Origin of the sequence: Kitasatospora sp. GAS204B, assembly GCF_029892155.1 — a bacterium.
In the GTDB taxonomy this organism is placed as follows: domain Bacteria; phylum Actinomycetota; class Actinomycetes; order Streptomycetales; family Streptomycetaceae; genus Kitasatospora.
This window is the reverse complement of sequence record NZ_JARZAG010000002.1, coordinates 270,090-283,651: the sequence shown is the minus strand read 5'-3', so window position 1 is coordinate 283,651 and position 13,562 is coordinate 270,090. Positions and strand designations below refer to the sequence as shown.

At 72.5% G+C, this 13,562-nt stretch carries 10 protein-coding genes and 1 tRNA gene; 8 read left to right on the top strand and 3 right to left on the bottom strand.

Annotation, left to right across the window (positions count from 1 at the left end; all coding sequences use genetic code 11):
• Positions 1–47: 47 nt before the first annotated feature.
• Positions 48–614 carry an NUDIX hydrolase gene (locus P3T41_RS03890; protein WP_280687606.1) on the bottom strand — a complete coding sequence of 189 codons (567 nt, stop codon included), beginning with the start codon at positions 612–614 and terminating at the stop codon, positions 48–50.
• Entirely contained in the window at positions 611–2,182 is a 1,572-nt protein-coding gene (locus tag P3T41_RS03885; RefSeq protein ID WP_280688022.1) for a zinc-dependent metalloprotease, read from the bottom strand. The genes P3T41_RS03890 and P3T41_RS03885 overlap by 4 nt, the downstream gene beginning before the upstream one ends.
• Before the next feature lie 267 nt (positions 2,183–2,449).
• Between P3T41_RS03885 and P3T41_RS03880 the strand changes: the two genes are divergently transcribed.
• The 4 genes from P3T41_RS03880 (at position 2,450) to P3T41_RS03865 (ending at position 5,584) form a co-directional block, all read left to right on the top strand.
• The gene (locus tag P3T41_RS03880) at positions 2,450–3,541 is read left to right on the top strand and encodes an NAD-dependent epimerase/dehydratase family protein (protein ID WP_280687605.1); all 1,092 of its coding nucleotides are present in this window, start codon (positions 2,450–2,452) and stop codon (positions 3,539–3,541) included.
• A 98-nt stretch (positions 3,542–3,639) separates the two neighbouring features.
• Entirely contained in the window at positions 3,640–4,089 is a 450-nt protein-coding gene (locus P3T41_RS03875; RefSeq protein ID WP_280687602.1) for a molybdenum cofactor biosynthesis protein MoaE, read from the top strand.
• Between the two features lie 166 nt (positions 4,090–4,255).
• On the top strand, positions 4,256–4,459 hold the full coding sequence (locus P3T41_RS03870) for a hypothetical protein (RefSeq protein ID WP_280687600.1): 204 nt from the start codon (positions 4,256–4,258) through the stop codon (positions 4,457–4,459).
• A gap of 42 nt (positions 4,460–4,501) precedes the next feature.
• Positions 4,502–5,584 (top strand): PDZ domain-containing protein, encoded by a 1,083-nt coding sequence (locus P3T41_RS03865; RefSeq protein ID WP_280687598.1) that lies wholly within the window; start codon positions 4,502–4,504, stop codon positions 5,582–5,584.
• A 22-nt stretch (positions 5,585–5,606) separates the two neighbouring features.
• Here P3T41_RS03865 and P3T41_RS03860 read toward each other — a convergent pair whose 3' ends face one another.
• Positions 5,607–6,185 (bottom strand): PPA1309 family protein, encoded by a 579-nt coding sequence (locus P3T41_RS03860; protein ID WP_280687596.1) that lies wholly within the window; start codon positions 6,183–6,185, stop codon positions 5,607–5,609.
• Positions 6,186–6,397: 212 nt separating this feature from the next.
• Between P3T41_RS03860 and P3T41_RS03855 the strand changes: the two genes are divergently transcribed.
• The 4 genes from P3T41_RS03855 (at position 6,398) to P3T41_RS03840 (ending at position 13,523) form a co-directional block, all read left to right on the top strand.
• Positions 6,398–9,409, top strand: coding sequence for a UPF0182 family protein (locus tag P3T41_RS03855; protein WP_280688021.1), 3,012 nt, complete (start codon positions 6,398–6,400; stop codon positions 9,407–9,409).
• An 86-nt stretch (positions 9,410–9,495) separates the two neighbouring features.
• A tRNA-Met gene (locus P3T41_RS03850) sits at positions 9,496–9,569 on the top strand.
• Between the two features lie 231 nt (positions 9,570–9,800).
• Complete coding sequence (locus P3T41_RS03845; protein ID WP_280687594.1) at positions 9,801–11,651, top strand: AfsR/SARP family transcriptional regulator; 1,851 nt, start codon at positions 9,801–9,803, stop codon at positions 11,649–11,651.
• A gap of 390 nt (positions 11,652–12,041) precedes the next feature.
• Positions 12,042–13,523, top strand: a complete 1,482-nt coding sequence (locus P3T41_RS03840) for a glycosyl hydrolase family 18 protein (RefSeq protein ID WP_280688020.1) — start codon at positions 12,042–12,044, stop codon at positions 13,521–13,523.
• Positions 13,524–13,562 lie beyond the last annotated feature (39 nt).

Sequence of the window (13,562 nt, the reverse complement as noted above, 5' to 3'; positions counted from 1 at the left end):
GCGGCTGAGGCAGCGTCAGAACGCCCAGTGGATCGGACCGGTCGGTCTCAGCCGACCAGCTTGCGCCCCAGCTGCACCAGCCGCCGCAGCGAGGCGTCCGTCAACTCGGGCAGCGCGTCGAACCCGAACCAGCGAAGGTCGAGTGACTCCTCGCTGATCTCCTCCTGTGCGCCCGCCGGGGCCAGCGCCAGGAACTGCACGTCCAGGTGGGTGTTCTCCGGCTGGTCCTTGCCGGCGCAGCGCACCTGGTGGCTGTCCAGCAGCACCGGCGCCGGCTCCGCCGCCCCGCCGACCGCCAGCAGCCGCAGCCCCGCGATCCCCGACTCCTCGGTGGCCTCGCGCAGCGCCGCCGCCGCGAGCGTCTCGTCGCCGGGCTCGCAGTGGCCGCCCATCTGCAGCCAGAGCCCGACCTTGGGGTGCAGGGTGAGCAGCACCCGCCCGGCGGCCGGGTCCACCACCAGTGCGCTGGCCGTGATGTGCGCGGGCCGGCAGGAGCGCCACAGGCCGTCCGGGTGCTCGGCCAGGTGGGCCAGGTAGTCGTGGCGCAGCTGCTGCTGGCCGGCCTCCTCGGGCGTCCAGGCGTTCAGTACCCGGACGGCGTCGGCGTGGATCATGCCTCGGGCTCGTCCTTCTGCTCGTCCTTCTGCTCGGCCTGCCCGCCAGAGCCGTCCTGGGTGTCCGGCTTGCCCGGCGCGCCCTCTTCGTCCTGCGTCGCGCGCTTCCCGCCCCGATCGGCCGCGGCCTCGCCGAGCAGCTTGTCGATCGCGTCGAAGTCCAGACCGCCCTCGGCGATCTCGGTGCCGCCGGGGTGCACGAAGCCGTCCGGGTCGTCGAGGTCGCTCGCGGTGGGCAGCATGTCGGGGTGCTGCCAGAGCCCGTCGCGACCCTCGATGCCGCGCGCGTCGGCCAGCGAGGCCCACAGCCGGGAGGCGTCGCGCAGCCGGCGCGGCCGCAGCTCGAGGCCGACCAGGGTGGCGAAGGTCTGCTCGGCGGGGCCACCGGTGGCCCGGCGGCGGCGCAGCGTCTCGCGCAGCGCGGAGGACTGCGGCAGGTGCGGCTCGGCGGCGGCGTGCACCACCGCGTCGACCCAGCCCTCGACCAGCGCGAGCGCCGTCTCCAGGCGGGCCAGCGCGGCCTTCTGCTCGGGGGTGTCCTCGGGCTGCAGCAGGCCGCCGGCCAGCGCGTCCTGCATCGCCTCGGGGTTCTCCAGGTCGAGCCGGCCCATCAGCTCCTCCATCCGGGAGGTGTCGACCTTGATCCCCCGGGCGTAGGCCTCGACGGCGCCGAACAGGTGCGCCCGCAGCCACGGCACATGGGCGAAGAGCCGCTGGTGGGCGGCCTCGCGCAGGGCCAGGTAGAGCCGCACCTCCTCGGCCGGCACGTTCAGGCCCTCGCCGAACTCGGCGATGTTCTGCGGCAGCAGCGCGGCCTTGCCGGCCGGTGCGAGCGGCAGGCCGACGTCGGTGGAGCCGAGCACCTCGGCGGCCAGCGCGCCCAGCGCCTGCCCGATCTGGGTGCCGAACATGGCCCCGCCCATCGAGCGCACCACGCCCATCAGCGGCCCGGCCATCGCCTGCATCTCCTCGGGCAGCACGCCGCCCATGGCGTTGCCGACCCGCTCGGCGACCGGGTCGACCAGCTCCTGCCAGACCGGCAGGGTGGCCTCGATCCACTCGGCCCGGCTCCAGGCCACCGCGCGGGCGGAGGAGGACGGGAACTCGGTGGCCGAGTCCAGCCACAGCTCGGCCAGCCGGACCGCCTCCTCGACGGCCGAGCGCTCGGCGGCGCTCACCGACCGGTCCTTCTGCTTACCCTCGACCGGCTCGGCCACCACGGTCTGCCGGGCGATGTCCTTGGCCAGCTGCCAGTTCACGGGGCCGCCGTCGAAGGAGAGCATCTGGCCGAGCTGCTGGAAGGCGGCACCGAGGTCGTTCGGGTTGAGCCCGCCCATCATCGCGGCGAACGGGTTGTCACCCGCGCCGCCGGCCGGGCCGCCGGCCCCGCCCATGCCGAACAACGCGCCGAACGGGTTGCCGCCGAAGCCGAAGGGCTCCGGCTGCCCGGGCTGGTCACCGGACGCACCGGACTTCGCCTGGTCGTCCTTGTTGCCGTCGCCGCCCTGGTCCTTGCCCTCCTCGGGCTCCTCGGGCGGGACACCGAATCCGAAGGGGAGGTCGCTCACGGGGTCCTCGATCTGGTCGGCCGTCACGCGCTGGGTGGTGTGGCGGGAAAGCAAGTGGGAGTAGCGGGTTCGAGCAGGTGGTCGGACAACTCGCGGAGCGGACGGCGGGCTCGCCCGCGCCGGGTGCACCGCCAGGCCCTCTCCTCGGGCAGGATGGACCGTACGTGACACTCGTACGTACGCACATAAGCTAACCGTGGAGGATGGCCGGTGAGTTCCCCGCCTTCGGACGTTCGCTCTGGGCTGACCGGAGGCGAGCAGGCGCAGGTGGCGCCTGCGTCCGCGTCCCCAGCCTACGGCGGCCGACCGCTCACCGTGGCCGTCACCGGCGCCGCCGGCGTGCTGGGCGAGCGGGTCACCGCCCGCCTGACCGGCTCGCCCGGGGTGCGCAAGGTGCTCGCGATCGACGATCGGCGCGGTGAGGCGGCCGGGGTGCAGTGGCGGGTGCTGGACGTACGGGACCCGGCGGTGGCCGAGCGGCTGCGCGGGGTGGACGTGGTGGTGCACCTGGCGATGGACCTGAACATGGAGTCCGACCCGCGGGCCCGCAGCGCCTACAACGTTCGGGGCGCGCAGACCGTGCTGACCGCCGCCGCGGCCGCCGGTGTGCACCGGGTGGTGCTCTGCACCTCCGCGATGGTCTACGGCGCGCTGGCGGACAACGAGGTGCCGCTGGCCGAGGATTCCGAGCTGCGGGCCACCGAGGAGGCCAGCCTGGTCGGCGACCTGCTGGAGATCGAGCGCCTCGCCCACCGGGCGCCGCGGGCGCATCCCGGGCTGCAGGTCACCGTGCTGCGCCCGGCCGTGGTGGTCGGTCCCGGCGTGGACACCGTGCTGACCCGGCACTTCGAGGCGCCCCGGCTGCTGGTGGTGGCCGGCTCGCGGCCCTGCTGGCAGTTCTGCCATGTCGACGACCTGGCCGGCGCGCTGGAGTACGCGGCGCTCGGGCTGGTCGAGGGCGAGGTGACGGTCGGCTGCGACGGCTGGCTGGAGCAGGAGGAGGTCGAGGAGCTCTCCGGGATCCGCCGGATGGAACTGCCCGCCTCGCTGGCCCTGGGCACCGCCGCCCGCCTGCACCGGCTCGGCCTCACCCCGGCCCCGGCCGGGGACCTGGCCTACACGATGTACCCGTGGGTGGTCTCCGGCAGCCGGCTGCACGAGGCCGGCTGGCGGCCCAGGTACAGCAACGAGGAGGTGCTGGCCGAACTGCTGGCGCAGGTCGCCGGCAAGCACGCGGTGGCCGGCCGGCGCCTCGGCGGCAAGGAGGCCGCCACCAGCCTGGGCGCGGCGGGTGCGACGGTAGCCCTGGTGGGCACCGCGGCGCTGGTGCGCCGGGCCCGCAAGCGCCGCCGGATCTGAGCGGGTCCGCCAGTAGCGGGCCGGGCGAGGCCGCGACGGGGAGCCGGGCCGGCTTGGACGACCCGACAATTGCCGCCGCCCGCCGGGGATGACGGATCATGGGGAGCATGTCCGATAACCACGACCCCATCCGTCTGCTCGCGATCCGCGACACCCCGCTCTCGCTCGACGAGGTCTACGCGGCGGTCGGCGACGACGCGGCCGGCGGTACCGCGATCTTCGTCGGTACGGTCCGCGACCACGACGGCGGCAAGTCGGTGGCCGCCCTGGAGTACAGCTGCCACCCGAGCGCCGAGCAGGAGATGCGCCGGGTCGCCGAGAAGGTGGTGGCCGACTACCCGGTCCGGGCGCTGGCCGCCGTGCACCGGATCGGCCGGCTGGACATCACCGACGCCGCCGTCATCGTCGCGGTCTCCTGCCCGCACCGCGGCGAGGCGTTCGCCGCGGCGCGCAAGCTGATCGACGACCTCAAGCACGAGGTGCCGATCTGGAAGCACCAGGTCTTCACCGACGGCGAGGAGGAGTGGGTCGGCGCCGGTTCCTGCTAGTGCCGCGAGCCTGTCCGCCCGGGAACCCGTTCGGCGGTGGGGCGGTCCTACGAATACGTCCACGGGGTGGCGGTCTGCGCTTCGCCGTAACCCGGATGGCGCCACGGCCGTTCTCACGCCGGGCGGTTAATGTGCTGATAGGCACGACGGATTCGGAGGACCGGACATGGGAGCACTGGCCTGGTTGGGGATCCCCGTCGCGGCGGGCGTGATCGCCGTCCTCTGGGCGTCCTGGGCCGCACGACCGCGCAGGGCGGTCGGTGACGGCGCCTCACTCGCCGAGCACCAGCGGTTCCTGGCCGCGATGGAGCGCAGCACCGCCGGCCAGCGGGCCGATGGCGGTGGCACGGACAGCTCCCCTTCTTCCTAGCCCGGCGGGCGGCGGCAAGCGCTGGTCCCGTACTGTCGTGGCATGCCACGCCGCTCTGCGACGATGCTCGCCGCCACCCTGATGCTCATAGCGCTGCTCTGCGTCTCCGTGTTCCTGTCGGTGCCGTACTCCGAGCTGAGCCCCGGGCCGACGTACAACACGCTCGGCGCCCAGGACAAGGCCGGGACCCCGGTGATCAGCATCACCGGGCACCAGACGTACCCGACCAGCGGGCACCTGAACATGACGACCGTCCAGGTCACCAGTGCCGACTACCAGCCGAGCCTGGTCTCGGTGGTGGTCGGCTGGCTGCGTTCGGACGTCCTGGTGGTGCCGCACGACAACCTGTACCCCAAGGGCCAGACCGAGCAGCAGGCCGAGCAGCAGAACGCCGAGGAGTTCACCAACTCCCAGGACAGCGCCAAGGCGGCGGCGCTGACCGAGCTCGGCATCCCGGTCGGCTCCGAGGTGGTCGTCTCCTCGGTGGTGGCCGGCGCTCCGGCGGACGGCAAGCTGCACGCGGGCGACCGGATCGTCGCGGTGGACGGCACCGCGGTCACCGGTCAGGACCAGGTGGCCGGGCTGGTCACCAAGCACAAGCCAGGCGAGAGCGTGGTCTTCACGGTGGTGCCGCAGGCCAAGGACAGCGGGACGCCGACGCCGGCCGACGAGAACCAGGTCACCATCACCACGGCCACCTCGCCCAGCACCGGGAAGGCCTTCGTCGGCATCCAGCCGGAGGAGGACCACAGCTTCCCGTTCAAGATCGACATCGGGCTGCAGGACGTCGGCGGGCCTAGCGCCGGGCTGATGTTCTCGCTCGGCATCATCGACAAGCTGACCCCCACCGACCTGACCGGCGGCAAGTTCGTGGCCGGCACCGGGACGATCGACGACAAGGGCAACGTCGGTCCGATCGGCGGCATCTCGATGAAGGTGATCGCCGCGCGCAACGCCGGCGCCCAGTACTTCTTCACGCCGAGCGACAACTGTGCCGAGGCCGGCGCGAACACCCCGAAGGGGCTCCGGCTGATCAAGGTGGACACGCTGAACGACGCGCTCAAGGCGCTCGGTCAGATCCGGGCCGGGCAGGAATCGGCGCTCGCCTCCTGCCCGGCGAAGTGACCGGCGACTGAGACGGCCGGGGTCAGGAGAAGGTCGCCAGCAGCGCCTTGGTCAGCCCCGGCACCAGGTCGGGGCCGGTCAGCACCTCGCGTGCCAGGTCCTTCTCGCGCAGCCGCAGCGCGATCTCGCGCTTGCCGTCGCGCAGCACGGCGGCGGTGATCCGCACCTCCTGGCGGTTGGGGTGGTTGGCCACCCACTCGGCCAGCTGCGCCTCGGTGGCGCCGGCCGGGCGGCTCTTCTCGGCACCCGGCGGCAGCATCAGCCGCTCGACCACCAGCGCGCAGCCGGCCACCATGTCCGGCCAGGCGATGGTGCCGAGGAACTCGTCCAGCGCCGTGCCGGGCGGCAGCTCCTCCTGCTCGACCGGGGTCAGGTTGCCCGCCGTCTCGCCCTCCAGGCCGAGCTGCTTGGCCACGGCCGGGTCGCTGCGGCGCAGCTGGGCACTGTCGACCAGGGCGAACAGGCGGGCCGGCTTGTCCCAGCCGAGCCCCGCGACGTACTCGTCGATCTCCAGGGCGGCGCGGGTGAGCGGGGTCGCGGCCGGCGGCAGGCCGTCCGCCGAAGGGGTGGCCGGAGTGGGGGTGTTACGAGCATCGGACATGGCTCCATCCTCACATGTCGCCGCGCGGCCCCTGGCCGGACCCGCGCGGAACGCGCCCTGCGCCTGGGAACTCGGTGAGAGCCTGATTAAGTTGCACTCCGGGGCGGGCGGATTGGCGTTGCCTGTCCTTGAGGCCCGTTCCGATCCGGTCGAGTCCCCGTCCTGTCCGACAACCCGACTTCAACAGCAGAGGTGCCGTCTTGGTATTCCAGATGCCCGACCGCGGCGGGCAGGGTTTCCGGCCGAGGGTCGGTCCGCCATCCCGTCGCGCCAAGGTCCTGCTGCTCACCGTGGGCGTCCTGGTCCTGCTGTTCCTGGGGTTCGTCCTGTTCGCCGGTCTCTGGACCGACTGGCTCTGGTTCAAGTCGGTCCACTACTCGAGGGTCTTCAGCACCGAGCTGCGCACGAAGGTCGCGCTGTTCGCGGTCTTCGGGCTGGCGATGGCGGTGGCCACCGGGGTGAACATCTGGGTGGCGCACCGGCTGCGGCCGCCGCTGGCGGCGATGTCGGTCGAGCAACAGAGCCTGGACCGTTACCGGATGGGCGTGGCGCCGTTCCGCAAGTGGCTGCTGATCGGCATCTCGCTGCTGGTCGGCCTGATCGCGGGTTCAGCGGCGGCCGGCCAGTGGCGGCTGTGGCTGCTGTGGACCAACGCGACCGACTTCGGGGTGAAGGACAGCCAGTTCCACCTGGACGTCGCCTTCTACGCCTTCGACCTGCCGTGGTACGAGTTCCTGCTCGGCTTCGCGTTCAGCGCGGTGGTGGTCTCGCTGATCGCCGGAGCGCTGGTGCACTACCTCTACGGCGGCCTGCGGTTGCAGGGTCCCGGGCGCCGGGCCACGGCCGGGGCGCAGGGCCATCTCGCGGTGCTGCTCGGCCTCTTCGTGCTGCTCAAGGCGGTCGCGTACTGGCTGGACCGGTACGCGCTGGCGGTGAAGACCGCCTCGTACAAGGGCGTGCCGGGCTACACCGGGCTGCGCTACGTGGACGCCAACGCCTTCCTGCCGGCCAAGACCATCCTGTTCTGCGTGGCGATCATCTGCGCGCTGCTCTTCTTCCTGACGCCGATCCGGCGGACCTGGGCTCCGGCGCTGATCGGCTTCGGCCTGATGGCGCTCTCCGCGGTGCTGATCGGCGGGCTCTACCCGACGATCGTGCAGCAGTTCCAGGTGAAGCCGAACGAGCAGGCCAAGGAGACGCCGTACCTCAAGCAGAACATCGACGCGACCCGGCAGGCCTACGGCATCGCCGGTAGCCAGTCCCAGGTGTACTCGCCGAACGGGGCCGCGGCCGCCTCCGCCGTGCAGCAGGACAGCCAGACCATCTCGGACATCCGGCTGCTGGACCCCAACCTGGTCTCGCCGACCTTCCAGCAGATGGAGCAGCAGCGCTCGTACTACGGCTTCCCCGCCACCCTGGACGTCGACCGGTACAGCGGCGCGACCGCCGGTCCGAACGGCACACCGGGCGTGCAGGACACCGTGATCGGGGTGCGCGAGCTGAACCCGAACGGCGTGCAGCAGCACAACTGGATCAACGACCACTTCAAGTACACCCACGGCTTCGGCGTGGTGGCGGCCAAGGGCAACCAGGTCAACAGCAACGGCCAGCCGGTCTTCACCGAGTCGGGCCTGCCCACCACCGGTGACCTGGGCGACTACCAGCAGCGGATCTACTACGGCGAGAACACCAACACCTACTCGATCGTCGGCGGCTCCAACCACGAGATCGACAACACCGCCGACGGCGGCGCGCAGACCTACCAGTACACCGGTGACAGCGGGGTCTCGCTGAACAACCCGATCACCCGGGCCGCCTACGCGGTCAAGTTCGACGAGCCGCAGATCCTCTACTCGGGGGCGATCACCACCGGCGCCAAGGTGCTCTACGACCGCACGCCGCAGGAGCGGGTGGCGAAGGTCGCGCCCTGGCTGACGATCGACGGCGATCCCTACCCGGTCGTCCAGAACGGCCAGTTGACCTGGGTGCTGGACGGCTACACCACCTCGGACGGCTACCCCTTCGCCTCCAAGACCACGCTCGGCGACGCCACCAAGGACTCGCTCAGCAACCAGCGCGGCCAGGTGGTCGGCGACGCCGGCCAGGTCAACTACATCCGCAACTCGGTCAAGGCCACGGTGGACGCGTTCACCGGCAAGGTGACGCTGTACCAGTGGGACGCCGGTGACCCGGTGTTGAAGACCTGGATGAAGGCGTTCCCCGGCACGGTCCAGCCGACGAGCGCGATCCCGGCCGCCCTGCTGCCGCATCTGCGGTACCCGCAGGACCTGTTCAAGGTGCAGCGCGACCTGCTGGGCATGTACCACATGACCGACCCGACCGCCTTCTTCAACGGTACGGACATCTGGCAGGTGCCGGCCGACCCGACCAACAGCGGCAACCAGGCCCAGCCGCCGTACTACCTGACCCTGCGGATGCCGGACATGGCCGCCGCCACCTTCTCGTTGAACAGCACCTTCGTGCCCAGCGGCCGGCCCAACCTGGCGGCGCTGATGTCGGTGGACTCGGACCCCGGCCCCGACTACGGGAAGATCCGGATCCTCACGGTGCCCAGCGACAGCAACACCCCGGGGCCCAGCCAGGTGCAGGCGAAGTTCAACTCCGACTCGGTGGTGGCTTCGCAGATCACGCTGCTGAAGAACGGCAGCGACGCGAACCTGGACTACGGCAACCTGCTGACCCTGCCGGTGGGCGGCGGGTTCCTCAACGTCGAGCCGGTGTACGTCAAGGGCAGCGGCTCCAGCTACCCGGTGCTGCAGAAGGTGCTCGCGGTCTACGGCAACGACAACGTGGGCTTCGAGAACAACCTGGGGGCGGCGCTGACCGATGCGCTCGGTACGGCGCCCGGGGCGACCGGGGTGCTGCCGGCCGGCGGGGGGACCAGCACCGTCGGGAGCACGACGCCGCCGGCCACGGGCGGTGGTGGTGGCACCGCTGGTACCGGTGGTACCGGTACCGGCGGCGGCACGGTCGACCCGGCGCTGAAGCAGGCGCTGGCCGCGGCGCAGAAGGCCGAGACGGATTCGCAGAACGCGATGAAGGCGGGCGACTGGGCGGCCTACGGGACGGCGCAGAAGGCGCTGCAGGACGCGCTCAACGCGGCGGCGGCAGCGGCCCAGAAGGACACCGGCGGGCCCGCCGCCCCGCCGTTGCCGACCGCGCCGGCACCGACTGGTACGCCGAGCGCGAGCGCCTCGCCATAGCCGCTGAGCTGCGCCCCTGCGCCCATCGCCGGATCGGTGGTGTGCGCAGGGGCCGCCGCGAGCGTGCTATGGTTGAGACACAACGACGCGGGGTGGAGCAGCTCGGTAGCTCGCTGGGCTCATAACCCAGAGGTCGCAGGTTCAAATCCTGTCCCCGCTACTTAAGTCGAAGGCCCGGAGGTTCTCCTCCGGGCCTTCGGCCTTTCTGTCGTTCGGTGGCGTCGCCGTGTCGTGTCCGTGTCGTGTCCGCCGGGGCTCGATGTCGTTGCCGCGCACCGGCGTTGTCGCTCGCGCGACAAGTATTTCTCCCGGGCGTGTTGACGCCGCCTCTGGTCTAGTCCACCGTGGGTCCACCCCGCGGGCGGCTCCCACGGGTGAGGGGAGCGGAGGAATGGTCGCGCGGGCCGGGGTGGGTGAGCTGCTCCGCTACGAGCTGCTCGGGCCGTTGCTGGTCCGCCGGGCCGGGCAGGCCCGCGATCCGGGGCCCGCCATGCAGTGCGCGGTGCTGGCGGTGCTGCTGCTCAGCGCCAACGAGCCGGTGCCCAGGGAGCAGATCGTGCAGGCCGTCTGGGGCGTCCGCGCCACCGTCAACTCGCCCGGCCTGGTGGCCACCTACGTCTCGCGGCTGCGGCGGATCCTGGAGCCGCAGCGGCCGCCGCGGGCGGCGGGTGCGGTGCTCACCTCGTACGGCGCGGGCTACCGCCTCGCGGTCGGCGCCGGCGAGTTGGACCTGTACGAGTTCGAGGCGGCTCGGTCGCGGGCCCGGGCCGAGCGCGCGGCGGGCGAGACGGCCCGAGCGGCCGACACCTTGGACCGGGCGCTCGCGCTCTGGCGGGGCGGCGGACTGGACGGGCTGCCGGGGCCGTTCGCCGCGGTGCACCGCAGCCGGCTGGCCGAGCTGCGGCTGGCCACCCAGGAGGAGCGGTTCGAACTGGCGCTGCTGCTCGGGCGCCAGCACGAGGTGGTCGCCGAACTCGGCCTGCTGGCCGCCGCGCACCCGCAGCGGGAACGGCTGCGGGGGCTGCTGATGCTGGCGCTGTACCGGGCCGGCCGGCAGAGCGAGGCGCTGGCGGTCTTCGCGGAGACCCGCCAGCACCTGATCGACAGTCAAGGGCTTGAGCCCGGCGGCGACTTGGCGCAGCTGCAACGGCTGATCCTGCGAGGTGACCCGAGCCTGGAGCTGGACCGCGGCGCGACGGCGCCCGGGCCCCGGCTGCGGGTGGTCTGCCGTCCGGCCCAACTGCCCTCCGATCTGCCGGACTTCACCGGGCGGGTGGCCGAGGCGCGGTTGCTCATCCGGAGTCTCGCGGCGAGCCGGGGCCGCCGGGGCGGGGCGGTGCCGGTGGCGGTGATCAGCGGGCCGCCGGGGGTGGGCAAGACCGCGCTCGCCGTGCACGTGGCGCACCGGTTGCGCGAGCGGTTCCCGGACGGCCAGCTCTACGCCGGGCTGCACGAGGCCGACGGGCGGCCCGGCGAGGTGGGCGCGCTGCTGGGCGCGCTGCTCGGCGACCTCGGGGTGGCGGCCGAGGCGCTGCCCGCCGAACCGGCCCGGCGCGGCGCGTTGTTCCGTTCGGTCACTGCGGGGCGCCGGTTGCTGCTGGTGCTGGACGACGCGCGGGACGAGGCGCAGCTGGCGGCGCTGCTGCCGGGCTCACCCAGCTGCGCGGTGCTGGTCACCGCGCGGGGGCGGCTGGCCGGGCTGCCCGGGGGCCGGCCGGTGGCGCTGGACTGCCTCGGGGCCGGTGACGCGCGGCGGCTGTGGCGGCGGCTGGTCGGGGAGGCGGGGGAGGGCGAGGACGAGGGCGCGGTGCTGGCCGCGTGCGCCGGGCTGCCGCTGGCCCTGCGGGTGGCCGGGGGCCGGCTGCTGGCCCGCCCCGGACATGGACTCGGCGCGCTGGCGGCCAGGTTGGCGGACGAGGAGCAGCGGCTGGCGGAGCTCAGCCCAGGCGGTGCGGGAGTGCTGCGGGTGCTGGGCTCGGCCCGGGCCCGACTGCGCCGAGCGCCGGGCGGACCGGCCGCCGCCGCCGCGCTGCGGGCGCTGGCGCCACTGGGCTCCGGCGGCTTCGAGGTGGCGGCCGCCGCCGGGCTGCTCGGCCGTCCCGAACCCCGGGTCGAGCCGCTGCTGGACCTGCTCGCCGAGCACGGCCTGCTGCTTCCCACGGCGGACGGCCGCTACCGGATGCATCCGCTCACCGCGCTCTTCTGCCGGGACGTCGGACCCGGTTGCCCAGGGCGCCGCTGAGCGGGCGTCCGATGGACGGGGGATGGAATCCGGATGTCACCCGCCCCGTCCCGCAACCCGCCGCAGCACGGCTGACCGGCCCCGATGCGGTGTCAACCGGCATCGCCTCAGCTGCGCGCGCACTTGACGAGCGCTCTGCCGATCCCGGCCACGCGGCTCCCCTTGACCGGCTATTTGGTCTAGTCCACTCTGAGTCCCGTCCGCGAGGACAGCACTCCCCACCCGCCTGTGCCCTGCCGTCCGGGTGGGGCGTCCGGGCGCGGCCCGGTCCGGCCGCGCCGTCCTGCCGATCCGAGGAGCCGCACCGTGCAACGTGCGACCAGACAGACCCAGAGAAGACCCGGCGCGAGCGAGCGGCGGCCGGCGGCCACGCGCTCCGCGGTGGCCGGGGTGGCGGCCTTCGCCCTGGCGGCGAGCGGTGCGGTGCTGCTCGCCGCCGGTGGCAGTGCCAGCGCCGAGGTGGTGAACCTGCTGCAGAACCCGGGCTTCGAGCTCGGCAGCCTGGCGGGTTGGAGCTGTTCGGCGAACTCCGGCACCGTCGTCACCAGTCCCGTCCACAGCGGAACGTACGCGTTGCAGGCCACTCCGGCCGGCAGCGACGACGCCCAGTGCACCCAGCAGGTCTCGGTGCGGCCCAACTCCACCTACACGCTGAGCGGTTGGGTGCAGGGCAGCTATGTCTACCTGGGCGACAGCGGCACCGGGGGGACGGACACCTCCACCTGGAGCACCAACTCCGCCTGGAACCAGCTCAGCACCAGCTTCACCACCGGCGCCTCGACCAGCAGCGTGACCGTCTACCTGCACGGCTGGTACGGGACCGGCGCGTACGGTGCGGACGACCTGGTGCTCAGCGGTCCGGCCGGTCCGAGCCCCACCTCGACCACGACCGCGACCGCCACGCCCACCCCGACGCCCACTCCGACGCCGACTCCCACCCCGACGCCCACCTCCACGCCCACGGGACCTGGCGGCGGGAACAAGCACCTGCTGACCGGCTACTGGCAGGACTTCGACAACGGCGCGACCGACCAGAAGCTCAGCGACGTCAACCCGGCCTACGACATCATCGCGGTGGCCTTCGCCAACCAGGACCCAAGCAGTCCCGGCGGCATCACCTTCAGCCTGGACAGCACCCTGGCCGGCAAACTCGGCGGCTACACCGACGCGCAGTTCAAGGCCGACATCGCGGCCGAGCACGCGGCCGGCCGGAAGGTGGTCCTCTCGGTCGGCGGCCAGAACGGCACCATCTCGGTGAGCGACTCGACCTCCGCGACCAACTTCGCCAACAGCGCGTACGCGCTGGTCCAGAAGTACGGCTTCGACGGGGTCGACATCGACCTGGAGAACGGCGTCAACTCGACCTACATGGGTCAGGCGCTGCACTCGCTGGCGGCGAAGGTGGGCAGTGGCTTCGTGCTGACCATGGCGCCGCAGACCATCGACATGCAGTCCACCGGGACCGAGTACTTCAAGCTGGCGCTGGGCACCAAGGACATCCTCACCGTCGTCAACACCCAGTACTACAACTCCGGTTCGATGAACGGCTGCGACGGCAACGTCTACTCCGAGGGCAGCGTCGACTTCCTCACCGCGCTCGCCTGCATCCAGCTCCAGGGCGGCCTCGCACCGAGCCAGGTGGGCCTCGGGGTACCGGCCTCGACCAGCGCGGCGGGCAGCGGCTACGTCTCGCCGTCCACCGTGGACAACGCGCTCGACTGCCTGGCGAGCGGGCGCAACTGCGGCTCGTTCAAGCCCACCACCAGCTGGCCCGGCATCGGCGGCGCGATGACCTGGTCCACGAACTGGGATGCCAGCAACGGCAATTCCATCGCGACCACGGTCGGCGGCCACCTCCACAGCATGCCCTGACCGAATCTCTCGTCCCCCACAAAGAGAGAAGAGACCTCC